The sequence below is a fragment of the Cryobacterium sp. TMT1-2-2 genome (genome assembly GCF_004403505.1).
GTDB lineage: Bacteria > Actinomycetota > Actinomycetes > Actinomycetales > Microbacteriaceae > Cryobacterium > Cryobacterium flavum.
Genome location: NZ_SOGS01000009.1, coordinates 21,699 through 45,454 on the forward strand (window position 1 = coordinate 21,699; position 23,756 = coordinate 45,454).

Genomic DNA, 23,756 nt, shown 5'->3' on the forward strand with positions numbered 1-23,756 from the left:
GAAGAAGGTTAGCTCCTCGTCGAACAACAGTCCCTACTGTTCACCCTCGCCGACATGGAGACCGAGCTGCAAGCGGCGAGAGGACTGCTTCGACGCGCGGCCTGGCGTCGGCGGCGGACTTCGCGATCGCCGAACCAATTCTTGCCACGATGGGGGCGCGCATCGTGCACTGCGGCGACCCGAGCGCCGGACAAGCCGCAAAGATCTGCAACAACATGATCCTCGGCATCTCAATGATCGCCGTCAGCGAAGCATTCGTGCTCGGTGAAAAACTGGGCCTCACCCACCAGGCGCTCTTCGATGTCGCGTCCACGGCATCCGGTCAATGCTGGGTGCTGACCACCAACTGCCCCGTTCCCGGCCCGGTATCCACCAGCCAGGCCAAGCCCGGACGCAGCGGAGCGACTTACCAATCCACGGCTCGTCACTCACGGGAGCTCACAGCGCGGGTATCGGAATTTCTCGGACAGCATGGCCCTTGTACCAGCTATGACTACTATCGCAATCATCGGAGCTGGCTCAGGACTCGGGGCCGCCGTCGCGCGGCGATTCGGGGCCGAAGGCTTCACCGTCGCGCTCATCGCCCGCCACCAGGGACGCGTAGATGCCCTCGCCGCCGAACTGCTGGCCGAGGGCATCTCAGCACACGGCTTCGTCGCCGACGTGCGCGATCCGACCTCCATCACCCGCACTCTCGAACAGGTCGCAGAAACTCTCGGCCCGATCGAGGTACTGCAATACAGCCCGTTGCCGCAGAAGGACTTCATGCGCCCGGTTCTGGAGACCACTCCCGCCGACCTCGTTGGCCCAATCGAGTTCTCCATCTACGGACCCGTCGCCGCCGTGCATCAGGTCCTCCCCGGCATGCGTTTCCTCGGCGCTAACCGCGGCACCATCCTCTTCGTCAACGGCGGATCCGCCGTGACCCCGGGCCGCAATGTCACCGGCACGTCAATCGCATTCGCTGGACAGGCCGCCTACGCACAGCTGCTCAACGAGGCCCTCGGAGAAGAAGGAATCCAGGTCTCCCAGCTCATCATCGGCGGCCGCATCATCGCCGGCGATCCCGAGAAGGACCCGTCAGTGCTCGCTGAGCACCTCTGGAACCTCCACAGCCGTCGCGATCGCTTCCGCCACCAGATCAGCGCTGACTAGAAAGCGTCGTTCACTGTCAGGACGCGAATTTTCCGGTACCAGGCGGTTGCGTATACTCGTTTTCAGCGACACGGGGTGCCGACTGCATGACGGCCGGCTGAGATGACACCCGTTGAACCTGATCTAGTTCGAACTAGCGAAGGGATGTCACGGAGAATTACGTGCACTGCTTTGGTGCCGGATCTCGTCCTTTCGCCTTACCCAAGGTGAAGAAAATCATGCAAATAGCAGAACAGATTGTCCTGGTCACTGGCGGCGCACGCGGCCTGGGTAAAAGCATCGTGCACGCTTTCGCGGCTCTGGGCGCCCGGGTGGTCATCAACTATCGCAACAGCGCCGCAGCGGCGGAAACCTTGGCTTCCGGCTATGGGCCTGAACACGCTCTTGCCGTACAGGCCGACGTCACCGACCCGGCCCAGGTCGCGGCAATGCTCACGCAGGCGCAGGCACATTTCGGCTCCAGCGTGACAACGGTGGTCAATAACGCGTTGGTCGATTTCAGCTTCAACGGCGACGCCCGCTCCGGCGCTGCCGACATCAGTTGGGACGAATTCCAGGCGCAATTTTCGGGCAGCGTCCGCGGTGCCCTGAACACAACCCAGCAGGCGCTGGCAGGCATGCGCGAGGTCGGGTTTGGCCGCATCATCAACATCGGTACCAACCTGTTTCAGAACCCGGTGGTGCCCTACCACGACTACACGGCCGCCAAGGCCGCCCTGCTCTCCCTGACCCGCACCCTCGCCTCAGACCTCGGCCCGCACAACATCGCCGTAAACATGGTCTCCGGCGGGCTGCTGCGCACCACGGATGCCAGCGCGGCTACCCCCGAGGACGTGTTCGACTTCATCGCCGCCTCCACCCCGCTACGCAGAGTGACAACCCCGGCCGAATTTGCGGATGCGGTACTCTTTTTTGCCTCCCCCTGGGCGCGGTCGGTCACCGGGCAGAACCTGGTCGTCGACGGCGGCCTGGTAATGAACTAGGGCAGCGCCGGCCAGGTCAGCCCCACACCAGCTCCACTTCAATGCGTTCCTTATGGGTTGCGGCCACCACGGCGCCGCCTGGCGGCGGCCGCAGTCGCCCATCGAGCAATTGGGAGCTGCCCGGCCCCGTTCGCGGCGTAGGTCCTCGTCCGGCAGGTACTAAAGCCCCGGGGGAGTGACCGACTTGCTAATGCTGAGACCGGGGCGGCGACGGCCGGAAGTCTGCGAGGTTGACCGTGGATCCTGACGCGCGGGCGGGCGGGTGGGCGGGTGACGTGGCGACGAGCAGCCTCCCGGCGGGCCAGGATACACTCCTCGACACATGGAATTGAATATCGATGGCGCACCAGCACGGTGCGCTCCGGTTATCGTGTGAGCACGTGGATCTCCGCTGAGACAGCGTTCCTTATGATCTTGTGCCGACCTGGATAACGGCCATTGCGACCGCAATTGCTGTCGTCGTCGCCAGCTTGTGTACCTATCGGTAGATTCGGTTTACATCTGGCCAAATGCGTGAAGCTGCGACCACCGTTCCATTACTGGCCAGACCCCGGTTAGGCGCGGGCGGTAACCGGCAAGGATTCGGAAATCTCATCGGACGGTAGATCCTTGCGCGCCCAGTAGCTGGCGAGCACCGAACCCGATACGTTATGCCAGACCGAGAAAATTGCCGCTGGCAGCGCGGCTACCGGGTTGAAATGCGCCACGGCTAGGGCGGCAGCCAGGCCGGAGTTCTGCATGCCCACCTCGAAGCTGAGAGCTCGGCGACTGGCGACCGGAAGCCCGAACAGACGCCCAATGTAGTACCCAAGCGTCAGTCCGAGGGAGTTGTGCAGGATCACGGCGACGACCACGAGCACGCCAATCGACAACAGCGTGGAGGCACTGGCGGCGATGACGGCCGCAACCACGACGGTGATGCCGGCTACCGACAGCAGCGGCAAAACATCGAGAAAACGGTCCACCAGGCGCGGCACGATCATGCGCAACACGAGCCCGAGCACTACCGGAACCAGCACGATCTGCACAATCGACACGAACAAAGCGCCAGCATTGACGGGCAGGGACTCTCCCACGAGCACCAGCACGAGCAGCGGCGTCAGCACGGGGGCCAGCAAAGTCGAAACGGACGTCATCGCCACAGACAACGCGGTATCGCCCTTAGAGAGGTAGACCATCACGTTGGACGCTGTACCTCCGGGCACAGAACCGACCAAAATCATGCCGGCCGTCAGCATGGGCGAAAGCCCCAGCGCGACGGCAATCCCGAAGCCGAGCAACGGCATCACGAAGAACTGGGCCGCAACGCCCAGCAGAAGCGCCCACGGCCGCCTGGCAATAATCGCGAAGTCAACCGGGCGCAGCGTCATACCCATTCCCAGCATGATCACGGCAAGTAGCCATGGGATCGCCACGGTCAGGCCGGAAAATGCGTCGGGGACAGCAAGCGCCAACGCTCCCGCAGCCAAAACAATAACGGCGAACCAACGCCCGACGAATGCGCTGACAGTTCTGATGCGGTCCATGATGAAACCATACCCACAATGGGCAAAAACCTCATGGCCGGCAGGTGCGATGGTGAACAGGAAGCGCGAACAGTTTGCCCACGATTCTGACCGGTTTCAACACGACAAACATGCCGCCTGCGAAACCTCACTTCTCAAAGCTGGCATCTGAACCCCTTGCAGAGCCGCCGGCCTGGTTCGGGTACACGCCGAGCGAGATTAGGTGTGTGCTCCCGTTCGAGGTGGTGAGCTCCACACAGGGATAGTTCTCTCCCGGCGCGATTCCCTCTCGCACAGCGTCAGCGAAGGCGTTTCCTCGATCGAGACGACCGGGTCGAGGTTGATCCAGACGTCGTCGGTCGTGGCACTCACGTAGGGACGGTGCCGGGAGTCATCGCGAGCGGGAAAGCCATTCAGGGCTGCTTGGGCGGCGCGTTCAGCCCGCCTTGCGGCGCGGTGCACGGCGATAGCTGCATACCGTGCTGCGGTGTGTGCACATCGAGTGAACAATAGGCCAAATTTGTGTCATAACGATAGGGTCGAGTAAGTCCCCGCCGTAGCGTGGTGATGTCAATGTCGAAATCACAGGTTTGGCTCGGGGGCGACTTTTTTGGTTGTACCGGGCTCAGAAAAGGACAATCAATTGAATAAGCGCACCATCACCGCGAGCTCCTTCACGCTCGCCCTGTTGAGCATCGTGGTATTGACCTCGTGCAGTGCCGCGACCGATACTGCCGCTTCCGGCGACGCCACTGGAACGCTCATCGTGTACACGAACTCCAACTCTGATGGGCGTGGCGAATGGATCACGGAGCAGGCCGCCGCTGCCGGCCTGGACATCGAGATCGTAGGCCTCGGCGGCGCCGACCTCGCCAACCGGATCGTGGCCGAGAAGAATAATCCCGTGGGTGACGTGGTCTTCGGGTTGAACAACATGTTCTTCGAAACGCTCAAGGCCGAGGAGGCTGTCTCCGCGTACACACCGGCCTGGTCCGGCGAAGTCGACAGCACCGCCGGCGACGCGGAGGACGGCGTATTCTGGCCGTTGGTTGAACAGGCCATCGTTATGGCCTACGACACCAACACGGTCAGCGCAGCCGATGCCCCCACCGAGATCGCCGACCTCTGGGACGGCGACCAGTACACCGGTAACTACGAAGTGAACACTGCCCTCGGCCAGGCGACACCACAGCTGGTGCTCGCGGGCCTTCTCGCTCCCTACGCGGACGAGGACGGCGACCTGGGTATATCCGACGATGGCTGGGACCAGGTGCAGGCATACTTCGGGCACGGTTCCCCTGCCGTCGAGGGCACCGACCTGTATGCCCGGTTGATCCGCGGTGAGGTCGATTTCGGCGTGATTCCGAGCAGCGGTATCACGAGTCGTGATACCGAGTACGGCACGGTCACCGGAGTCATCAGCCCCGAAGACGGTGTTCCGTACGTCACAGAGCAGATCGCCGTAATTAACGGCACTCCGCGCCAGGAGCAGGCCGAAGAGTTCATTGACTGGTTCGGTAGCTCCGACGTGCAGGGCCAGTTTGCGGCCAAATTCGCCGCTTACCCCGTGAACACCGAGGCCCGCGCTCAGGCGCTCCCCGCGGTCGTCGAGCTGATCGAATCACTGCCCAAGCAAGACATTAACTGGGCACTGACCCGGGAGCACATCGGCGAGTGGGTCGAGAAGACCGAGCTCGAGTACCTGCCCTAACGGTCATCCGCGCCGACGAGCGCCGACCTCCATCACCCGCCACAAGTCGCCGGGTGCGGCTTCGTCAACAGCCTCACCCGGTGGGAGTTTATATGATTAGATTTGACCACATCGAAGTGCGTTTCGGCGAACACACCGCCATTCCCGATCTCAATTTGGAGGTGAAGCAGGGTGAGTTCTTCACCCTGCTCGGGCCGTCCGGATGCGGGAAAACCACCGCGCTGCGCACACTCGCCGGCTTCATCGAACCGACGAAAGGCGAGATCTATATCGATGGCCAGGCCGCGACGAAGCTTCCGAGCGAGAAGCGCAGCGTGGGAATGGTGTTTCAGAACTACGCCCTGTTCCCGAGTATGAGCGTGTGGGAAAACATCGCCTTCGGCCTGAAGGTGCGCAAGACAAAGAAGATGCAGACGGGTGCCCTCGTCGCGGAAATAGCCGGGCAGGTGGAGCTCACATCGGAGCAGCTCAGCAAGAACGTCTCCGAACTCTCCGGCGGCCAGCAGCAGCGCGTGGCCATCGCGCGCGCGCTCGTGCTCAAGCCGCGCATCCTGCTGCTCGACGAACCCCTCTCCAACCTCGATGCCAAGTTGCGGGTGCAGCTGCGCGAACAGCTCAAAAACCTGCAGCGCGAGCTCGGCATCACGACGGTCTACGTGACCCACGACCAGGAGGAAGCCCTGACGATGAGCGATCGCATCGCCGTGTTCAATCATGGCGTGGTGGAACAGGTGGGAACTCCGGAGGAGATCTACAACCGCTCGAGCACAGAGTTTGTGTGCACGTTCGTGGGTGCCATGAATAAGTTGTCGGGCGAGTTGGTGCAGCGGCTGCAGCGTGGTGGCGGTACCGCTCTGCACCCAAACAAGGCGTCATACCTGAGGCTCGAGAAGGTGTGGCTGCAGCCTCCTGCAAACGTGGCCGGCAGCATCCGTCTTGAGGGAATCGTCGCTGAACGCGCATACCACGGCGCGCACAGCACCTACACGATCGACTGTTCCGGCAGCATGATTCGCGCGCTCGTACCCGAGGGCGGCGCGGCGCCGCTTGCGCCCGGTTCGCGAGCCGAGCTACACATTGACCCCGCGTCGATCCTGCAGTATTAGCATGCGCACCTCCTCTTGGCGTTCCATGCTGCGGTCGCCCCTCGTGCTGATCGTGGCCCTGGTGACGGTGTGGTTCATCGCCACGTTCCTGATCTTTCCCAACGCCACCCTCCTGATCGGCACGTTCTTCCCCGACGGCCAGCTCAGCTTTCGCGCGTTCGAGAAACTGGTCAGCTCAGAGCGGGCCATGAACAGCCTGTGGCACAGCTTTCTGCTGGCCGGCACGCTCGCCGTGACGGTGAACGTATTGGGTATTTTCATCGTGCTCGTCACCGATTATTTCGCCATTCGGGGTGCCCGGATACTGTGGCTCGGCTACGCGACAACCCTCATTTACGGCGGCATCGTGCTCGCCGCCGGGTACAACTTCATCTACGGTCGTTACGGCTTCGTCACGAACGCGGTGGGCAACTGGTTTCCCGACATCGACCGTGACTGGTTTTCCGGATATTTCGCCGTCGTGGTCGTGATGACTCTCGCCACGACCACCAACCACATGCTTTTTCTTGGTTCGTCACTCGCCAAGATCGATTACCAGACGATCGAGGCGGCCCGGAATATGGGGGCGGGAACCCTGCGCATTCTGTGGCGGATCGTGCTGCCGGCCCTGCGCCCGATGATCTTCGCCGTGACGGTGCTCACGTTCCTCACTGGACTTGGTGCGCTGACCGCTCCGATCGTGCTGGGCGGTACCGACTTTCAGACGGTTGCCCCGATGATTCTGACGTTCTCGAAGAGCAGCAGCTCACAGGATCTGGCCGCACTGCTCGCCATCATCCTGGGCCTGGCCACGATCGTGCTGCTGGCCATGATGAACCGGGCCGAGAAGTCCGGGGTGTATTTTTCTGTCGCCAAGGTGGCCACGCCGCTCCAAAAGCAGAAGATTCCCAATCGGGTCACCAACGGCGTCGTGCACGTGCTTGCCTATGCCTTGTTCGTGGTCTACGCGACGCCGGTACTGCTCATCGTGCTGTTCTCATTTCTCGACTCGACCGCCATCCTGCGCGGGATGATCACCTGGGATGCATTGACCTTCGACAATTACGCAACCGTTTTCGGCACCCCGTCGGTACTGCGCCCATTCATAGTGAGCGTCGTCTACAGCGCACTGGCTTCGGCGATCGTGGTACTGGGCATGTTGTTCGTCGCAAGGGTGTTACAGAAATATCGCAACCCAGTCACCGGGTTGCTCGAATACCTCCTCCATATCCCGTGGATCTTGCCCACGATCCTGATCGCGCTCGCGCTGGTCATGACGTTTGACCGGCCCCAAGCGCTCGTCGGCGGCCAGGTACTCACCGGCACCACCAGCCTCCTCCTGCTGGCCTACATCATTGTGAAGGTCCCCTTCACCCTACGGCTGCTGAAAGCGGCATTCGCGTCGGTGCCAGAGTCGCTGGAAGACGCCGCGCGCATTCTCGGAGCGGGATCAATGTTCACCCTGCGCAAGGTACTCTTTCCCCTCGTAATCCCGACCGCAGCCGCGATCACGGCGCTCAACTTCAACAGCCTGCTCGACGACTACGATGCCGCCGTGTTCTTATACCACCCGCTATACCAACCATTGGGAATCGCCATCAAGGCCAGCACCGAGGGCGAAAACAACCTGGATTCGATGTCGATCACTTTCGTGTACACCGTGCTCCTGATGATCATCATGGGCCTGGCGATGTACCTCGTCTACGGGCGCAGCGGAGCCGCGACGCGACGCGCCCGCCGCCGCGCAAGCCGCAACTGATTCCTCCAACCGATACCTCGGCACATTTCAAGTTGTGCGGCCGAGGTGGCTTGTGAATTCGTCCGACGCCAAGGTCTGTAGCGTGTGATGTTCGGTAACGATCGTTCGCACGACACTCCCAGCGCGCTGCTTTAGTCGGCGCCGGTGGAGTCGGATCGAAGGGTCCGGATCCGTAGCCCGGGCGGTCGCGTGTGTTCCCTGGGGTGTATGGTGGTCGGAATACTCACCGTGCGCGGGTGCGGTACCTTGGTATTGCTCGACACCTGGTTGTACATTGCGCCGGCGCTGTTCTTCCTCCTTCGAAGCGTATGGTTTGGCGTTTACGTGGGCACAGACGAGATTCGGATCCTGTCATGGCTATGTACACACCGCGTGGCCCGAGCGGACGTCGATGCGGTTTGGGTCCGGATCTACAACGGGTTTTCGATCCGCTGGTCGGCATTGCTTACCCTTTCGATGTCACACATGAGCTGATCACGTTGCTGTCGCGGCTGCCGCAGGAGCTATCGTGCGCAACAGACCAGCCATTCTGACCCGTGCCAGCGAATCCGATGGATCTCGACGTCAGGTGGAACCACGGGGCGCCGCCGTTCCGGCGCTCCACGGACCCGCTCATCCAGACCCACTGGATTGACGCGAACACCATCGTCCTCAGGCAGAGCATGGCCATCAACTACGAAGCCCCCTTCCTCTATCTGATGTTCGGCGAGGCCCGCGCGCTACTGCTCGACACAGGAGCGACGTCCGACCCTGCGTCGTTCCCCCTCCGAGAGCTGGTCGACCGGCTGTGCAATGAATGGCTTGCCCAGCATCCACACGATGACTACGAACTAGTGGTTGCACACAGTCACTCCCATGGCGACCACATCGCCGCCGATGGGCAGTTCGCAGATCGACCACGTACCGTCCTAGTTGGGCACGCGCCGAGCGACGTCGCCGAGTTCTTCGGGCTCGTCGGCTGGCCCGCTGGGGAGGTGCATTTCGAACTCGGCGAGAGGCAGCTGGCGGTCCTTGCCATCCCCGGTCACGAAGCCTCGTCGATCGCGATCTGGGACCCCACCACCGAGCTCCTCTTCACGGGTGACACGGTCTACCCCGGCCGGCTCTACGTGCACGACATCGCCGCATTCCAGGACAGCGTCGACCGGCTCCTTGCCTTCTCAAAGCGCCACCCAGTGAGTCGAGTCATGGGAGCCCACATCGAAATGTCGAACCGCCGGGGCCGCGACTATGCACGCACCGTCGCCTACCATCCCCACGAAGCGCCGCTCCCGATGACCGTCGACCAGCTACGAGCGGTGGTCACTGCCACCCGCACGGTGGCCACCCGTCCCGGCGCGCATCGCTTCGACGACTTCGCGATCTTTAACGGGCCGTGCAAATCTGAAATGGCACGACAGAAACTGCGCGCCAGAATCCGAAGGCTCTGGCCATTCTGACCCCGACGCGTTGCGGGCGCGGCTTGGGTCTGCGCAATAATGAAACGAAAACGCCCGCTCAGGATTGTGAAGGAATTACGCGGGTTACAATTTTCGCCGATACTTTCTCTATTAAGGTATCCGTAGATTCTTAATCGTGGCGTTTGAGACCGTTGCGGGTCAGGTCATGAGTGGGCCGATGTTGAGTGCAAACCGCTGACGAGGTCTGTTCGAAATGTGCGCACCTGGGCCACTCAGTACAGGCACCCCAAATACGGTGCTGATGGCCTTCTTTAGGCCGCTGTGGGCGTCGGAGATGACGAGCTTAACACCGTCCAGGCCGCGCAATTTCAATGAGTGCACTACGTTGATAATCCAACGAATTAAACCCCGGAAATTACACCACTCAGGGAACGCAACCGTGCGTTGGCGCGTCCCGCCCACTGGTGGGGCCGCGTGGTCAGCGCGCCGAGTACTCGCCATCGACGAGATGGTAGCTGCCGGTGATGAAGCTAGCGTTTTCTGACAGCAGGAATATGACCAGGTCTGCGACCTCATCCGCCGTTCCCAGTCGGCCGATTGGGTGCAGGCCAACCAGCCCGTCGTACGTTTCTTTGGGCAGGGTGCTGAGCAGTGGAGTGTCGATATAACCGGGGCCAACGGCGTTGATGCGGATGCCCTTGGTCGCGTACTCGAGGGCGGCCGCCTTCGTCAGTCCGACTACGGCATGTTTTGCTGCGACGTACGATGAGGCGTTGAGTTCACCGTTGGTGCCGAGGACGGACGACACGTTCACGATGGAGCCACCGCCCGATTTCTCGATGGCGGGGATTTCGTAGCGAAGGCTGTAGAGGACGCCGTTCAGATTGACGTTGATGACCTTGTCCCAATCGGAAAGGTCGAGTTCGCCGACGGGGGCCGGGGCGGGGGCGATTCCCGCGTTGTTCACCGCGAGGTGAAGTGCGCCGTAGGTGTCGATCGCGAGCTGTACGGCAGCATCCGCTTGCGCCGGAACGGTCGTGTTCTGCTCGACTGCTGCGGCGGAGTGCCCGGCGGCCGTGATGTCTTCGGCTACCTTCAGCGCGGCGTCGAGCCTGAGGTCACTGACCACGACCGATGCGCCTGCCGCGGCCAGCTTTCGTGAGATGGCCGCCCCGATGCCGGAACCGCCGCCCGTGACGAGTGCCACTTTTCCCTGAAAATCAGTCATCGTGGTGTCTCCTTGTTGCTTGTCTGAGCTATGCACTCGCCTCCCTACTCGTGCCAGCTCACCGAGGGCTCCGAGGCGCACGGCCACTGAGCCGCTACAGAGCGGCATCGCCGGCGCCTGAAAACCAGCGCCGTTGACACGGGCCCGCCATGCAAGACCCTTAGTAGCACAGTCGGCCAGTTACCGGAGAGGGTCTCCAATAACTGGCCGACACGACTGTGAGCCGGTAGCCGCAGACCTGCCGGGGTCACCCGCAAAACCTGATCGAACTAGGCCGTTACCACGGTGTGGTGAAGCGTCTCGGGGAGTTGCTCACGAGTTGTCTTCGAGGATGAGTTGTGCCGCGTGCCAGGCGAGAGCCTGAGTCGGGGCATTGTTGTTCCCCGATGGCATGTGTGGGAAGACGGACGCGTCAACGACTCGCAGTCCCTCCACCCCGCGAACACGAAGCCGTGCGTCGACAACGTCGTCGTCATTGGGTCCCATGGCGCACGTGCCCAGGGTGTGGTACCCGGTTCCGCCGCGGTTGAGCGCGTTTTCGAGTATCTGCTCATCCGTGGTGTAGCCGGTGCCAGGGAGGGTCTCCTCGCGCACCAGTCGACTGATCGGACTCTGGGCCATGATTTCGCGTCCCTTTCTTGCCCCGAGAACGACCAGGCGGCGGTCGTGCTCGGTTTCGAGGAAATTCGCGGTAACCGTCGGCTTGTTCGACGGCAAGTTGCCGGTGATGTGGATGGATCCGGTACTCGTCGGGCGCAGCGGATACGTCAGGAACATCATTCCCGGGTTCTTGTCGACCTTCACTTTGCCCGACGTTAACGATGCCGCCGCCGTGGAGATGGGTGTGAAAAATCCCTGCGTATCCGGCCGCTCGGATTTCGGATCCGACTTGTAGTACATCAGCACGTTGTAACCACCGAACGACATGACGCCGTCACGTTGCATCAGATACTTCGTGCCGGTGAGCATCTGCCGGGAGACGTTGGAGAGCTGCTTGTTGTACCCGTCGGCGCCCTGCATCGAGAATTGAAAGCTGGTGCCGTGATGCTCGTGCAACCGTTCTCCGACGTTGGGGCTGTCCACGACTACTTTCACCCCGGCGGAACGTAGCTGATCTAAATCTCCGATGCCGGAGCGTTCGAGGAGAAGCGGAGTGTCGAGCGAACCGCCGGCCAGGAGCACTTCTTTACGGGCGGAGTAGTCGACCGTCACGCCCTTGCGCTCAACGCGCACGCCGGTGGCACGCTTCCCATCGAAGAGGACATATCCAACCTCCGAATGGCTTAGCACCGTCAAGTTGGGGCGCTGCCGAACCGGATGCAGATAGGCTTCCGCAGCGCTGACACGCAAGCCGTTCGCGATGTTCGACGATACGTATCCGACGCGCTCATTGTCGCTCCCGTTCAGGTCGTCTTCCCGGTTCATACCGAGCTTCCCTGCGGCGTCCATGAAGGCCTCACTGACTTCCTCGGGCGGCGAAGCCACGGAAATCCCAACGGGACCGCCGACGCCTCGAGTATTCGACGCGCCAAGTGCGTGGTCTTCAATGCTCTTGTAGGCACCCACAAAGGTGTCCCATCCCCAACCAGGATTTCCCGCCGCTTCGATCGAGTCGTAATCGGGTTTCCAGCCGCGATTCCAGACCATGCCGTTCACCCCGGTGGAACCGCCGATCATACGACCGCGGGACCACTGTTCTACGGAACCGGTTCCAAACGGTTCGGTGGCGAACTTCTTCGTGTACTTCGGGTCCGTCATCGTGAAATAGAACCCCTTCGGTACGAGAATCACCGGACTACGATCGGAGCCTCCGGCCTCAAGCAGCAAAACTTGATTTGCGGGGTCCTCACTCAACCGATTGGCCAGGACACATCCCGCCGCTCCGGCACCGACAATAATGTAGTCAAAAATCATGCTGAACTTCCTCTTCCTTGTGGATGATCAACGGACGCACCGATTTATGCGTCGACGACACTCGATTTATTACACCAAGTGTCTTAATTCAAGTATTGCCAGAGAGTATGGTCGAGTCAATGGCTTCCACCCCTGATACCGGAGAGAGTCGAGGGCGAGGACGTCCCCCGACAGTGTCCGTGGATGCCGTCGCCGAGATCGGCCTCGGCCTGTTTTTGAAAAACGGCTTCGACCAGACAACGATGACCGACATCGCCACTGCCGCAAGCATCGGGCGCAAGACGCTGTTCAACTACTTTCCGAACAAAGCCGACATCGTCTGGAACCGATTCAACCGGCAGCTCAAAGACCTCACCAACGCTCTGGAGAGGGCTCCCGCCGACATCGTCAGCACCGACGCGGTCGTGGCAGCGGTACTGTCCGGCCTACACACCTATCCCGCTGCCCTGCCCATCATGCGCGCCGAAGTCACTCTCATCCAGGCGGTTCCGGCGTTACAGAGTTACGCATATATGCAGGGTCAACCCTGGAGGGATGCCATCACCCACTTCATCGCTGATCGAGAGGGACTCGACCCCAAAGACACGCTGCCGGAAGTTCTCGGCCATGGCTACTGGCACGCCATGTTCGTCGGTTTTCGCAACTGGCTCCACTCGGGCCAAGCGTCCCCCTTGCCGTATGTCGAGACCGCCCTCCGCGACTACTCCCGAGCCCTACAAGCCGCATTCGCACACGAAAAGACTCAATAAAGCTGATCAAATCCTCAGCATCCGTCCTGGTCGTCAGTCAGCTGCGCCTTCGACCATTCGCTATTCGAAGTGATCGCCAATTGTGCAGCGGAATATCCGCCCACTTCAGGTGCTCGTCGACAAGGCGGGTTTCGTGATCACCAGCCGCGTTGTTTCCACTCGGAGAGCTTGCTCCGCTCGGCTCCAATCGTTGTACCTGCTCCATGGCCTGGGTGTACCAGTGTGTCGTCCGGAAGGTAGTCGAAGATTCGGGTGACGATGTCGTTGTACAACGATGCGAAACGCGTGGCATCACCGTCGGTGTTTCCAACTCCGCCTGGGAAGAGCGAATCACCAGTGAACAGATGGGCGGGACCAGATGGGTCGCGGTAGAGCACGGCAACCGACCCGGGGGTGTGTCCGCGCAGGTGGATTACTTCGAGTTCAATGCCTTCGATGGACCTAACTTCTCCGTGGTGCAAGGGTATGTCCGTAGGAACGGCAATGTCCGCAATATCGTCGAGCCCCGCCGAAGCTGGTGCCTTCGTTAGTTCCCTGACCTCGCCAAGTGCCCGCACATGATCCCAGTGCGAGTGTGTGGTGATTATGAGGGCCAGCCTGGCGATGGCACTGGTGTCTTTCTGTGCATCTTCGAGCAGGGTGAAGATGGCGGGTGCATCGTCCGCGGCGTCGATCAGGACCTGGGCGCCGTTGGATTTCGAAGTGAGTACGTACACGTTATTGCTCATCTCAGACACTGAGATGCTGCGAACCGTAAGAGCATTGAGATCGTGCATAGTCCTGTTCCTATAACCGGTTGCTGGTCTCGCTCGGTGGCGTCGCGGGGCTAGCGGTAAATAACCTCTGTTCGTCGCGGTGCCTCGAGTTCATGGACCACTGGGTGCGCCTCTTGGCGGCTCGGGTGATCAGATGGATAGCGGGGGTCACGTCGATCAATTCAGCAATCACCCATTTTTTTTGCTACTCGGGCATCGTCATTTCTCCCAATGGGCCCCAACCTTCAGCATCGATACGCTCGCTGATGACCTCTGGAATCTTCACGAGCGCTTGAGGCATAGCCTTCATAGCCGCCGAGAAGTGAGTGCTGTTCACGTGAGCTCCCGCGGCGTCATCGTGGAATGCCTCGACGAGGACGAACTCGTGAGGATCGTCAACACTGCGCGACCAGTCGAACCACAGGTTGCCTGGTTCCTGGCGAGTGGCCTCTGTGAAACCTCGTGTGAGGTCCAGCCAGCGATCACTCCAATCTGGTTTCACTGTGAACTTGGCAACGATGAAAATCATGGAATGGTTCCTTTCCTGGATCACGTCCCATTAAATGGTGGCGCTTCCTGAAAACCTGACGGTGAGTTGTCCTAGTTTAGGTGGGGTTGTCGATAGCGGTAGTCTGCTGATGGATATGTCGGCGTCGTGCTCGTCGGGGAGTTCTCCGGCACTGCACGACGACTGTGTCTATGTCTGCGATCGCCACCAAAACAATGTGTCCCGGGTGCGCCGGCATCACCGGATGAGGGCCATCGAACCGGAATCTCAGTGCCGTTCGATTATTTCACCAGAGGTAGCCACAGCGTGCCGCTACTAGACCCCTGGGATAGGCGTCGCGACGAGTGACCTGATGAGCGCAGTTAGTCGGTGCGCTGGGACGCCGCTTAAACCAGAAATCGCTCCTGAAAATCCTCAGGAGCGATTTCTTTTTGTTTCGACCGGGCCGTTTCGTGAACAGTTTCGCGAGCGGCCCTTTGGTGGGCTGACAGGATTCGAACCTGCGACCCCTTGCAGGTTCTAGCCTAAATTCTGTCCTTGCCGAAAGTTCCCGAAAACCCGCGGATTTCCTTGTGTTTGCAGGGAACCGGGCGGTTCGCTGCCGCCAATCGTACGTCATCGTTTTGGGTCATTTAGTGATGAATGTGATGGGTAAATGATGACCTTGTGAACCGCTTTTGGCGGGCGCACAGTCGTGGAACGACCGCGGCCCTGACGCGGTCCATGACGCTGACCGGCGCACCACGCGTCACCTCGGCAGCCGCGCTGCAAACACCGCCCACACGTTCGTTGCCGGCCGTGCCGTTTCATGAAAAAGGCCCCGGCTCGCCGCCGCTGGGGAGAACCCCGAGCTCGGGCAACTCGCCATCTAAACTTGGCCGGGTACCAACGGAAGGAACCATCATGAGCATGGAAGGCGCGGCCTGGAGCTCGCTGCACAAGATCTCGAGCGCCAGGGACGGCAAACACGGCTTCTCCCGTGAGTCCGTGCGACGGATCATGACGTTCGCGGTGCCCTACCGGTCCAAGCTGCTGATCTTCATCACCCTTTCCACCGTGGGAGCTTTCCTCGCTGTCGCGACGCCGGTACTCGCCGGCCAGGTGGTCGACGTCATCGTCGCCCAGGGCGCGGTCACCACGATTGTGTGGCTCGCCGTCGTCATCGCCCTCGTGGCAGTGGCTGACGCCGCCGTGTCACTCGTGACGCGGTGGTACTCGGCGCGGATCGGTGAAGGCGTGATCCTCGACCTCCGCACCGCGGTCTTCAACCACGTGCAGAAGATGCCGATCGCGTTCTTCACCCGCACACGAACGGGCGCCCTCGTGAGCCGCCTCAACAACGATGTGATCGGCGCTCAGCAGGCCTTCAGCGGCACGCTTTCCGGCGTGGTCACGAACGTCGTGGCACTGATCCTCACCCTGATCGTCATGCTCAGCACGTCCTGGCTCGTGACGGTTCTCGCCGTGATCATGCTCCCCATCTTCCTGGTACCCGCCCGCCGCATGGGAAGCCGCCTCGCAGCGCTCCGCCGCGAGGCCGCCGACCACAATTCCGCCATGAGCACGCAGATGACCGAGCGCTTCTCAGCGCCCGGCGCCACCCTCGTCAAGCTGTTCGGCCGGCCCGACGAGGAGGCCGAGGAGTTCCGCGTCCGCGCCGCCCGTGTCCGCGACATCGGTGTGCGCGCCGCAATGCTGCAGTTCGTGTTCTACACCGCCCTGATGCTCGTCTCCGCTCTCGCCCTCGCGCTCGTGTACGGGCTCGGCGGCGCCCTCGCACTAGCCGGCCAGCTGAACACCGGCGACGTGGTCACCCTGGCGCTTCTCCTCACCCGCCTCTACGCGCCGCTCACCGGCCTCGCAAACGCACGGGTGGAGATCATGAGCGCGGTGGTCAGCTTCGAGCGCGTCTTCGAGGTGCTCGACCTCGACCCGCTCATCAAGGAGAAGCCCGACGCCATCGCCGTGCCCGAAGGCCCGGTGTCCGTCGAGTTCGACAACGTGCGCTTCGCCTACCCGTCCGCGGACAAGGTGTCTCTCGCCTCTCTCGAGGAGGTTTCCACATTGGACACGCGCGGCGGCGAGGAGGTGCTGCACGGCGTGTCCTTCAGGATCGAGCCGGGTCAGACGGTTGCCCTCGTTGGTTCGTCCGGTGCCGGCAAATCCACGATTGCGCAGCTCCTCTCGCGCCTGTACGACGTCGACAGCGGCGCCGTGCGCCTCGCGGGGACGGATGTCCGCGATGTCACGTTCGCCTCCATGCGCCATACCCTGGGCATGGTGACGCAAGACGGCCACCTGTTCCACGAGACCATCCTCTCCAATCTGCGCCTCGCGAGGCCGGAAGCGTCCGACGATGAGGTGTGGGACGCCGTCCGCCGTGCGCGGCTCGAGCCGCTCATCCGGTCCCTGCCCGACCAGCTGAACACCATGGTGGGCGAGCGTGGCTACCGATTGTCCGGGGGTGAGCGCCAGCGGATGACCATCGCGAGGCTCCTGCTCGCCCAGCCGCGCGTCGTCATCCTCGACGAGGCGACGGCGGCGCTGGACTCGACGTCTGAGGCCGCCGTGCAGGCGGCGCTCAGCGAGGCGCTCGAGGGACGGACAGCGATGGTGATCGCACACCGCCTCTCCACCATCCGCAGCGCGGACCTGATCCTCGTGGTTGAGGACGGCTCGATCGTGGAGCGCGGTACGCACGAGGAACTGCTGGCTGTGGGTGGGCGGTACGAGGAATTGCACCGGACCCAGTTCGCCGTGCAGAAGAATGTTGCGGCGGATGCGGATGCGGATGCGGATGCGGATGCGGATGCGGATGCGGATGCGGATGCGGATGCGGATGCGGAAGCGCTAAGCGGGATCTAGTCACTGAGCACTTCGCCACCATGCGGTCCGGCGCCTGAGCCGGACGACCGACGAGTCGGTGGCGCTGGTAATCACGGCAGCGTAACCGACTCCGGCTCGGTGGCCTCACGTCAAGCGCGGGGGGAGAGCGACGTGAGTTGGCGAAGGGTGGCTTCGATGCCGGCGGCGTTCTGCCGAGGAAAGCCGAGCAGCTCGTAGACCTTTCCCTGAACGGCTGGGACGGTGCTGTAGTCAAACGTCTCAGTAACGCGCGTAGACGTGGGCGTGAGCGGCGTGAGTTCCCAGCGCCACCGGTGTCCCGCGGGGTGACGCCACTCTACAAGCCGACCGTCTTCGATGCGCGTCACCGTGCTGGTGATGCGATACGGGACGCCGAACTGCTTCATCGCTACCGAGAATTTTGCGCCCTGGGTGAGTCGCCGCGGCCCCGACACCGTACCGCCGACGGTGCCCGAGCCGTCCAGCTCACCGTGACGGTGCGGATCAGCCACCAACGCGAAGACGTCTTCGGCCGAAGCCGGCACCTCAACAGTGCGCGCGACTTGGCGCGGCCCTTGCTCAACCTGTTCGACCGTCATACTGCTCAGCCTAGGTGGGGGCTGTCTCTTAGACGGTGTTTCCGGCTTGACGTGCTGCACGTGGGTCTTTCGGGAGCAGCGTCGATGCAACGAATTGCCGCTACGCGGGGTCGACAAGGGCGCCGTCATCCTCGTCGCCCCAAGACTCAACAAGCGTGATTAGCCCGCGCGAATCGCGAATCGAAAGCACGAGCGCAATGATCGCGGTCGCGATTCCGATAACGCCCAGGGGGTTCGCGATACCAATAGCGATATCCAACGCAGGCTGTGTGGGTCCGCTGATGATTGTCTGCAAACCGCGAGGTGTTGAATCTGGAAGCGTGAGTCCCAACAAGAGTCCGCTAACGCCTGATGCAAGGAAAAACGCGTATGTTATCGCGCGAGTTTCGAACCCTCGACGTGCCGTGCGTCGTACCGCGAGCCCCGTGAACACCAGCAAGGCGGCAAAAATCACACCCAGCGTCGCCGCGTAGATGATGGTGAGGTCGCCACCGATCCCGAAGAGGTGGCGGCCGAAAGCGATCCACGCGGCCACCGCGATACCAGCAACCACGACCACGCCACCCATGTGCCCTGAGCGCGAGGCACTAGGCGTCGCACGAACTCGAATTACGCTGTACGTCATCACGCGCTCTCAATCACTGTGCTCGTTACAACATCTCCCAGAGCGCTAAGCGATCTGTCGCCCTCTAACCAGAAGCTGATCTCACAATAAGGCCATCGAGCGCGCTGTGTGACTTGGACACCGCAGACTGCGTCACGCCGGTTTCCTTCGCCAGCTCAACTTGGGATCGAGGCTCCCCGTCGAGGAGGTACGCACGCATGATTGCCCAGCGACCCCACGGGTTGCGTCGTCGGCCAGGCACAGCCACTGACGCATGCGCCGCCACGATCTCGTCTGGCGAGTGTATCTCCTCGCGGTCCCAGACAAGGAGTCGATCCCTGAGCGATACAACGCCCAACCGCCGATCGCGCTTCGCGGCGTCGATGAGGCCGCGGCTTGCGACGGGCACGACGACCAAGACACGCTCCTGGGCATTCTCAAGCAAATGCAGGGCGTCCCATTCATAGATCGTCTTTTGCCGCACCTTCACTTGCACTGCAGCGGTTTCGCCGTCGCGGCTCACGAGAAGGCCAACGCCCCGACGCTGGTCGGAACGCACGGACACGTCGAAACCGGCCGCGATGAGCACGTCAACTGCGTCAGACTCAGAAATCGCCGAAGCCGGCACTGTGATCCTCATATTCCTTTTAGTGAGTTATTTCACTAGAACTACTAGTACGTATTTTCTCTAGACGGAATCCAGCAAGATGCCGCGAGCCTGAGTTTTGATCCTTTCCGTGACCATTGACCGCCGAGCTGCGGCGGGCCGAGGCCCACTTCGTCGACGTTGCGAGCCTGCTGCCGCGCGTGGTTGTGGCGCGCGGGCTCGAGGACGCGCAGGACATCGCGGCGGTGCTGCGGGCCCGAGTCGCGGGATAGCGGAGCGGGTCGCTCGCGCCGTGCGCCGCGTCTCGTCCCTGGACTCATGCCACGGGCGCTCGGCCCGATGGATTCTGCCATGCATCAGGCCTTGGTCGAGCGCGCCGACCTGATCGAGTCGCGAGCGGCCGCAGTGCTCGACCGTGCGTTGCTCGCAGGGGAGTCGTGGACTCGAGCGCTCGGGGTACCGCCGCGAGGATCGGCGTCCGCTGTGTGGCGAAAGTACGCGAGCACGGTCTCGGCGTACCGCGATCGCTACGGCATTACGTGTGCTAAGCCGCTAGGTGCAGTACCAGAGAGGCGGCGCAGAAACTTGACGCCTCTCGAGCGCGTGCCGCACTCGAGGGCGCGCAGCGGATGGCGGAAAATCACGCTTACCTTGCGCCCCGATCAGCTGTCGTTCCGCGTCTAATGCTCTAGCTCACCAGATGGTGGCCGACAGATTCGAAACCACGTGATGATGCAGTCACCCGTCGTCGCGCCGAGCGCACCAACTCTGGCTTGGCAACGACGTACGAGGTGCTCGCGGTCTCACGGTCGTCGTTCTTCCGCTTAGGTCTGGGCGGGCGCCCCGAGCTGCACCGAGAGCTCCGCCGCGACGCGGGCAGCCAGCACCCCAGCCTCGTTGAGGTGCGTTCCCAGTCTTGTCTTGGGAGCGCTGACGTTGATAGCGGCAATGATGTTGCGTCGAAAATCGAAGACCGGTGCGGAGACCCCCACGACGCCCTTCTCGAATTCCTCGTCGACGGTGGCGTAGCCACGCTGACGGATGTGCGCCACTTCGCGCTTCAGACTCTCAAAATCGGTGACGAGGGGTACGCCCTGTGATTCGCGTGATGTCGTTTCGGCTGTGTCGCTATACATGAGCAGCGGCGTGACTGGGCCCAACACCGGTTCATCATGTCCGTGCGCTTCATACCAACGCCGAAGATCGTCCTCGGCCCAATCGCTCACGAGCACTCGTCCTGACGACGTGCGCCAGGCGGCCGTACTAACACCCTCCCAGCCGAGCCCGCGAAAGGCATACTCGCTGAGTTCACTCGCCAACGTCAGCACGTTCCCCCCGCGCAAGACACACAGGTGGGTGGTCTCATGAGTTGCCGTAACCATCCGTCGAAGGTACGGCACGGATGCGCGCACGAGGCGAGATTCGAGCGTGCGCGCTGCGAGGGCGTAGAGCTGGTATCCCAGACGGTAGTTTTGCGTGACTTCGTCGCGGGAGACCAAACCGACCTCGGCAAGAGTCGCCAAAGTGCGCGACACGAGGCCCTTGTCGCGTCCGGCTAACTGGGCCACACGGAGGACTCCAAGCCCACCAGCGGAGTCAGCTTCTGGAGAACCGAGAATTTCTAGAAGCTCGAGATCCCGGCGTAATCCAGCGGAGTTTCGCCGTGGTACTGCTTTGGCCGCTCCGGAATCCGAGCCGCTCAACATGGTCATCATGGTTGCAGAATAGTTGAATGTTGCCATATGCACAATCATGGTTGTGCAAAAGGGCACGATCTCGTAGTCTCGCTGTATTCCACCGCTATTCAGTTGAATCGCGGTTCACGCAGAGTTGAGTGAAGGAGGACGCGCCCGTGACCTTAGACCTGAACGGACTGTTGACGTTCTGGGCCCGCCGGTGGGACGACATCCTGGAGTTGCTCGGCGAACATCTCGCCGTTGTGGCCGTAGCCCTGGCGATCGCCATGGTGATCGGTGTCGGAGTGGGGATGTTGGTGTGGGACAAGCCCCTTCCACGGTCCGCCGTCATCACTGCTGCAGGCGTGGCCCTCACCATCCCGTCGCTTGCGCTGCTCGCCCTGCTGATTCCCGCAGTTGGCCTGGGCTGGACGCCGACCGTGATCGCCCTCGTTATGTACTCGCTGCTGCCAATCGTGCGCAACACGGTCGTGGGCCTTCGCGAGGTTTCTCCAGCAATTATGGAATCCGCCCTTGGTATGGGCATGACGCCATTCACGGTGCTGCTCCGCGTGCAGCTTCCAATGGCGTGGCCAATCATTCTCACTGGGGTACGCGTGGCCGCCCAACTTACGATCGGCGTCGCTGCGATTGCAGCCTACGTAGCCGGCCCCGGTCTTGGCCAGTTCATCTTTCAGGGTCTCAGCTCGCTCGGTTCTAAGAACGCCCTCAACTTCGCCCTCACCGGAACGCTCGGTGTGGTGTTTCTCGCCCTCGTCGTCGATGCCGCCTTCGTGGGCATCACCCGTTCAACCACCTCAAGGGGACTCCGTGCCTAAGCAACCAAACACCGCCCTGCTGCAGATCGCCGGCAAAACGAGTGGTGCGCTCATCGAGCTCAACAACGTAACCAAGCAGTACGCCAACCAGCCCGCCGCCGCGGTTCAGAACTTCTCGATGACCGCGCAGCCCGGCGAGCTAATCATGTTTGTCGGTCCGAGCGGATGCGGCAAAACCACCACCATGAAGATGATCAATCGCATCATCGAGCCCACCAGCGGCTCGATCTCGATCGACGGCCGCGATGTACTCTCGCTCGACCCGAGTGAACTTCGCCGCCACATCGGCTATGTCATCCAGCAAATCGGGCTGTTTCCGCACATGACCATCGCCGAGAACATCGGCGTTGTGCCCAAGCTCCTAAATTGGAGCAAAGCAAAAACGAACGACCGGGTGCACGAACTCCTCACCACGGTGGGTCTCGAACCCGGCGACTTCGCGCACCGCTACCCCAAGCAGCTCTCCGGCGGACAGCAACAGCGCGTAGGTGTTGCTCGTGCCTTGGCCGCCGACCCACCGGTGATGCTCATGGACGAACCGTTCGGCGCGACCGACCCGATCACCCGAGAGAAACTACAGGCCGAGTTTCTGCGCCTTCAAGCATCGATCGGCAAGACGATCATCTTCGTCACTCACGACTTCGACGAGGCCGTGCGTCTCGGCGACCGCATCGCCGTGCTCAGTAACCGCAGCCAGATTGAACAATTCGATACCCCGGCGAACATTCTCTCGAACCCCGCTAACGACTACGTCTCTTCATTTATCGGTTTGGGCACTGCAATCAAACGCCTCGTCCTCATTCCTGTGACCGCAGCTCGCCTCGGCCCCGCAAACGCCGCGACTGGGGGAGGAACCACGGTGCGCACCACGGATTCTTTGCGTGACGCCCTTGATTCCCTCGTTCTTTCAGGACTCCCGGCACTGGCCGTAGTTGATGAGCTAAACAAGACGGTTGGGTCGATTAGCGTTGACCAAATCTCCGCAGTGCTCGGTGCCGAAGTGCCCGTTCTCGCCCCTACTGCGGAGGCCTGACCATGGTCGTCCCGACGGCTACCAGCGCGACCCCGACTGTGCTGCGCCGCACGGCCCGGCGTAGCGATGAAATCTGGTCGATCAAGCGGTTCCTCACCCCCGCCGCGGTGCTACTCGTGCTCGTCGTGCTCTTTCTCTGGCTGTCGAGCCTGACGCTCGACTCGATCGAGTCCCGCACCCTCAACACGGACTACATCATCGCCCGCGTGCGCGAGCACCTCGGGCTCACAGTAGTTGCGTCCGCACTCGTGGCCCTTTTAGCCATTCCGACCGGAATCCTGCTCAGCCGCACGCGCTCGCGCCTGATCAAGGCGATCGTGCTGGGCCTCGCCAACGTGGGCCAGGCAACGCCGGCGGTCGGCGTCATCATTCTGCTGGCCATCCTCTGGCAAACCGGCTACGTTACGGCACTCGTCGGGCTCGTCGTTTACTCGTTTCTGCCGGTGCTGCGTAACACCATGATCGGTCTGCAGCAGGTTGACGAGAATGTGCGTGAATCAGCGTTCGGAATGGGTATGACCCAGAACCAGGTGCTCTTTCGTATCGAGCTGCCCCTCGCCGTGCCGGTGATCCTCGCCGGCCTGCGCACGTCGCTGGTCTTCTGCGTCGGGGTGGCGACGATCGCCACCTTCATCAACGCCGGTGGCCTGGGCGACATGATCGTCAACGGCTTGAAACTGCAGCGATACCCAGTCCTGGTGACCGGCGCCGTACTCGTCGCCTGTATCGCCCTTCTCATCGACTGGATCGCCGCTACAGCCGAAGACGTGCTCCGCCCCCGTGGTACCTGAACTCTCAATTT

At 61.9% G+C, this 23,756-nt stretch carries 21 protein-coding genes, 3 pseudogenes and 1 riboswitch; of the genes and pseudogenes, 14 read left to right on the forward strand and 10 right to left on the reverse strand.

Annotation, left to right across the window (positions count from 1 at the left end; genetic code table 11):
* Positions 1–54: 54 nt before the first annotated feature.
* The 4 genes and pseudogenes from E3T35_RS20180 to E3T35_RS07215 all read left to right on the forward strand — a co-directional run.
* Positions 55–123: pseudogene (locus E3T35_RS20180) on the forward strand (hypothetical protein); the annotation flags it as partial.
* A pseudogene (locus E3T35_RS19555) lies at positions 117–404 on the forward strand (NAD-binding protein); the annotation flags it as partial. The pseudogenes E3T35_RS20180 and E3T35_RS19555, both read left to right, overlap by 7 nt.
* Positions 405–489: 85 nt before the next feature.
* A complete protein-coding gene (locus E3T35_RS07210; RefSeq protein ID WP_134378267.1) occupies positions 490–1,155 on the forward strand; it encodes an SDR family NAD(P)-dependent oxidoreductase in 666 nt (221 codons plus the stop codon).
* A 61-nt stretch (positions 1,156–1,216) separates the two neighbouring features.
* Positions 1,217–1,317: riboswitch (TPP riboswitch) on the forward strand.
* A 56-nt stretch (positions 1,318–1,373) separates the two neighbouring features.
* On the forward strand, positions 1,374–2,138 hold the full coding sequence (locus E3T35_RS07215; protein ID WP_104088416.1) for a 3-oxoacyl-ACP reductase: 765 nt from the start codon (positions 1,374–1,376) through the stop codon (positions 2,136–2,138).
* Positions 2,139–2,692: 554 nt separating this feature from the next.
* Here the strand turns inward: E3T35_RS07215 and E3T35_RS07220 are convergent.
* Positions 2,693–3,664 (reverse strand): bile acid:sodium symporter family protein, encoded by a 972-nt coding sequence (locus E3T35_RS07220; RefSeq protein WP_134347095.1) that lies wholly within the window; start codon positions 3,662–3,664, stop codon positions 2,693–2,695.
* Positions 3,665–4,286: 622 nt separating this feature from the next.
* Between E3T35_RS07220 and E3T35_RS07225 the strand changes: the two genes are divergently transcribed.
* The 4 genes from E3T35_RS07225 to E3T35_RS07240 all read left to right on the forward strand — a co-directional run bounded on the left by E3T35_RS07225 (position 4,287) and on the right by E3T35_RS07240 (position 9,637).
* Entirely contained in the window at positions 4,287–5,354 is a 1,068-nt protein-coding gene (locus tag E3T35_RS07225) for an extracellular solute-binding protein (RefSeq protein ID WP_134378268.1), read from the forward strand.
* Between the two features lie 92 nt (positions 5,355–5,446).
* A complete protein-coding gene (locus tag E3T35_RS07230) occupies positions 5,447–6,460 on the forward strand; it encodes an ABC transporter ATP-binding protein (protein ID WP_134378269.1) in 1,014 nt (337 codons plus the stop codon).
* Position 6,461: 1 nt separating this feature from the next.
* Positions 6,462–8,198, forward strand: a complete 1,737-nt coding sequence (locus E3T35_RS07235; protein ID WP_134378270.1) for an iron ABC transporter permease — start codon at positions 6,462–6,464, stop codon at positions 8,196–8,198.
* Between the two features lie 551 nt (positions 8,199–8,749).
* A complete protein-coding gene (locus E3T35_RS07240; RefSeq protein WP_134378271.1) occupies positions 8,750–9,637 on the forward strand; it encodes an MBL fold metallo-hydrolase in 888 nt (295 codons plus the stop codon).
* A gap of 249 nt (positions 9,638–9,886) precedes the next feature.
* Here E3T35_RS07240 and E3T35_RS07245 read toward each other — a convergent pair.
* From E3T35_RS07245 to E3T35_RS07255, 3 genes and pseudogenes are all read right to left on the reverse strand, one after another.
* Positions 9,887–9,973, reverse strand: a pseudogene (locus E3T35_RS07245) (transposase); the annotation flags it as partial.
* A 103-nt stretch (positions 9,974–10,076) separates the two neighbouring features.
* Positions 10,077–10,826, reverse strand: coding sequence for an SDR family NAD(P)-dependent oxidoreductase (locus E3T35_RS07250; protein ID WP_134378272.1), 750 nt, complete (start codon positions 10,824–10,826; stop codon positions 10,077–10,079).
* A gap of 312 nt (positions 10,827–11,138) precedes the next feature.
* Positions 11,139–12,740 (reverse strand): GMC family oxidoreductase, encoded by a 1,602-nt coding sequence (locus tag E3T35_RS07255; RefSeq protein WP_134347090.1) that lies wholly within the window; start codon positions 12,738–12,740, stop codon positions 11,139–11,141.
* Positions 12,741–12,913: 173 nt separating this feature from the next.
* On the opposite strand from E3T35_RS07255, the gene E3T35_RS07260 reads away from it, so the two are divergent.
* Positions 12,914–13,489, forward strand: a complete 576-nt coding sequence (locus E3T35_RS07260) for a TetR family transcriptional regulator (RefSeq protein WP_166789870.1) — start codon at positions 12,914–12,916, stop codon at positions 13,487–13,489.
* Positions 13,490–13,626: 137 nt separating this feature from the next.
* Here the strand turns inward: E3T35_RS07260 and E3T35_RS07265 are convergent, their stop codons facing one another.
* Both E3T35_RS07265 and E3T35_RS07270 read right to left on the reverse strand, forming a co-directional pair.
* On the reverse strand, positions 13,627–14,265 hold the full coding sequence (locus tag E3T35_RS07265) for an MBL fold metallo-hydrolase (RefSeq protein WP_104088399.1): 639 nt from the start codon (positions 14,263–14,265) through the stop codon (positions 13,627–13,629).
* A gap of 184 nt (positions 14,266–14,449) precedes the next feature.
* Positions 14,450–14,773: a putative quinol monooxygenase gene (locus E3T35_RS07270; RefSeq protein ID WP_134347088.1), complete on the reverse strand. Its 324-nt coding sequence runs from the start codon at positions 14,771–14,773 to the stop codon at positions 14,450–14,452.
* A gap of 882 nt (positions 14,774–15,655) precedes the next feature.
* Here E3T35_RS07270 and E3T35_RS07280 point away from each other — a divergent pair.
* Positions 15,656–17,617 (forward strand): ABC transporter ATP-binding protein, encoded by a 1,962-nt coding sequence (locus tag E3T35_RS07280; protein WP_166789871.1) that lies wholly within the window; start codon positions 15,656–15,658, stop codon positions 17,615–17,617.
* Between the two features lie 110 nt (positions 17,618–17,727).
* On the opposite strand, the gene E3T35_RS07285 is transcribed toward E3T35_RS07280, so the two are convergent.
* The 3 genes from E3T35_RS07285 to E3T35_RS07295 form a co-directional block, all read right to left on the reverse strand.
* Positions 17,728–18,195: an SRPBCC family protein gene (locus E3T35_RS07285; RefSeq protein WP_134347086.1), complete on the reverse strand. Its 468-nt coding sequence runs from the start codon at positions 18,193–18,195 to the stop codon at positions 17,728–17,730.
* Positions 18,196–18,295: 100 nt separating this feature from the next.
* Complete coding sequence (locus tag E3T35_RS07290; protein WP_241988760.1) at positions 18,296–18,748, reverse strand: hypothetical protein; 453 nt, start codon at positions 18,746–18,748, stop codon at positions 18,296–18,298.
* 136 nt (positions 18,749–18,884) lie between these two features.
* The gene (locus tag E3T35_RS07295) at positions 18,885–19,388 is read right to left on the reverse strand and encodes a hypothetical protein (protein WP_134378273.1); all 504 of its coding nucleotides are present in this window, start codon (positions 19,386–19,388) and stop codon (positions 18,885–18,887) included.
* A 155-nt stretch (positions 19,389–19,543) separates the two neighbouring features.
* Between E3T35_RS07295 and E3T35_RS20025 the strand changes: the two genes are divergently transcribed.
* Positions 19,544–19,678 carry a hypothetical protein gene (locus E3T35_RS20025; RefSeq protein WP_255577970.1) on the forward strand — a complete coding sequence of 45 codons (135 nt, stop codon included), beginning with the start codon at positions 19,544–19,546 and terminating at the stop codon, positions 19,676–19,678.
* A 552-nt stretch (positions 19,679–20,230) separates the two neighbouring features.
* On the opposite strand, the gene E3T35_RS07300 is transcribed toward E3T35_RS20025, so the two are convergent.
* The gene (locus E3T35_RS07300; RefSeq protein ID WP_241988761.1) at positions 20,231–20,974 is read right to left on the reverse strand and encodes an IclR family transcriptional regulator; all 744 of its coding nucleotides are present in this window, start codon (positions 20,972–20,974) and stop codon (positions 20,231–20,233) included.
* Between the two features lie 284 nt (positions 20,975–21,258).
* Between E3T35_RS07300 and E3T35_RS07305 the strand changes: the two genes are divergently transcribed.
* From E3T35_RS07305 to E3T35_RS07315, 3 genes are read left to right on the forward strand one after another with little or no spacing between them, the layout of a single operon-like run.
* Positions 21,259–21,921 (forward strand): ABC transporter permease, encoded by a 663-nt coding sequence (locus E3T35_RS07305; protein WP_370449307.1) that lies wholly within the window; start codon positions 21,259–21,261, stop codon positions 21,919–21,921.
* Entirely contained in the window at positions 21,914–22,954 is a 1,041-nt protein-coding gene (locus tag E3T35_RS07310; RefSeq protein WP_370449212.1) for an ABC transporter ATP-binding protein, read from the forward strand. The genes E3T35_RS07305 and E3T35_RS07310 overlap by 8 nt, the downstream gene beginning before the upstream one ends.
* 2 nt (positions 22,955–22,956) lie before the next feature.
* Positions 22,957–23,745, forward strand: coding sequence for an ABC transporter permease (locus tag E3T35_RS07315; RefSeq protein WP_104088385.1), 789 nt, complete (start codon positions 22,957–22,959; stop codon positions 23,743–23,745).
* The last annotated feature ends 11 nt before the right edge of the window (positions 23,746–23,756 follow it).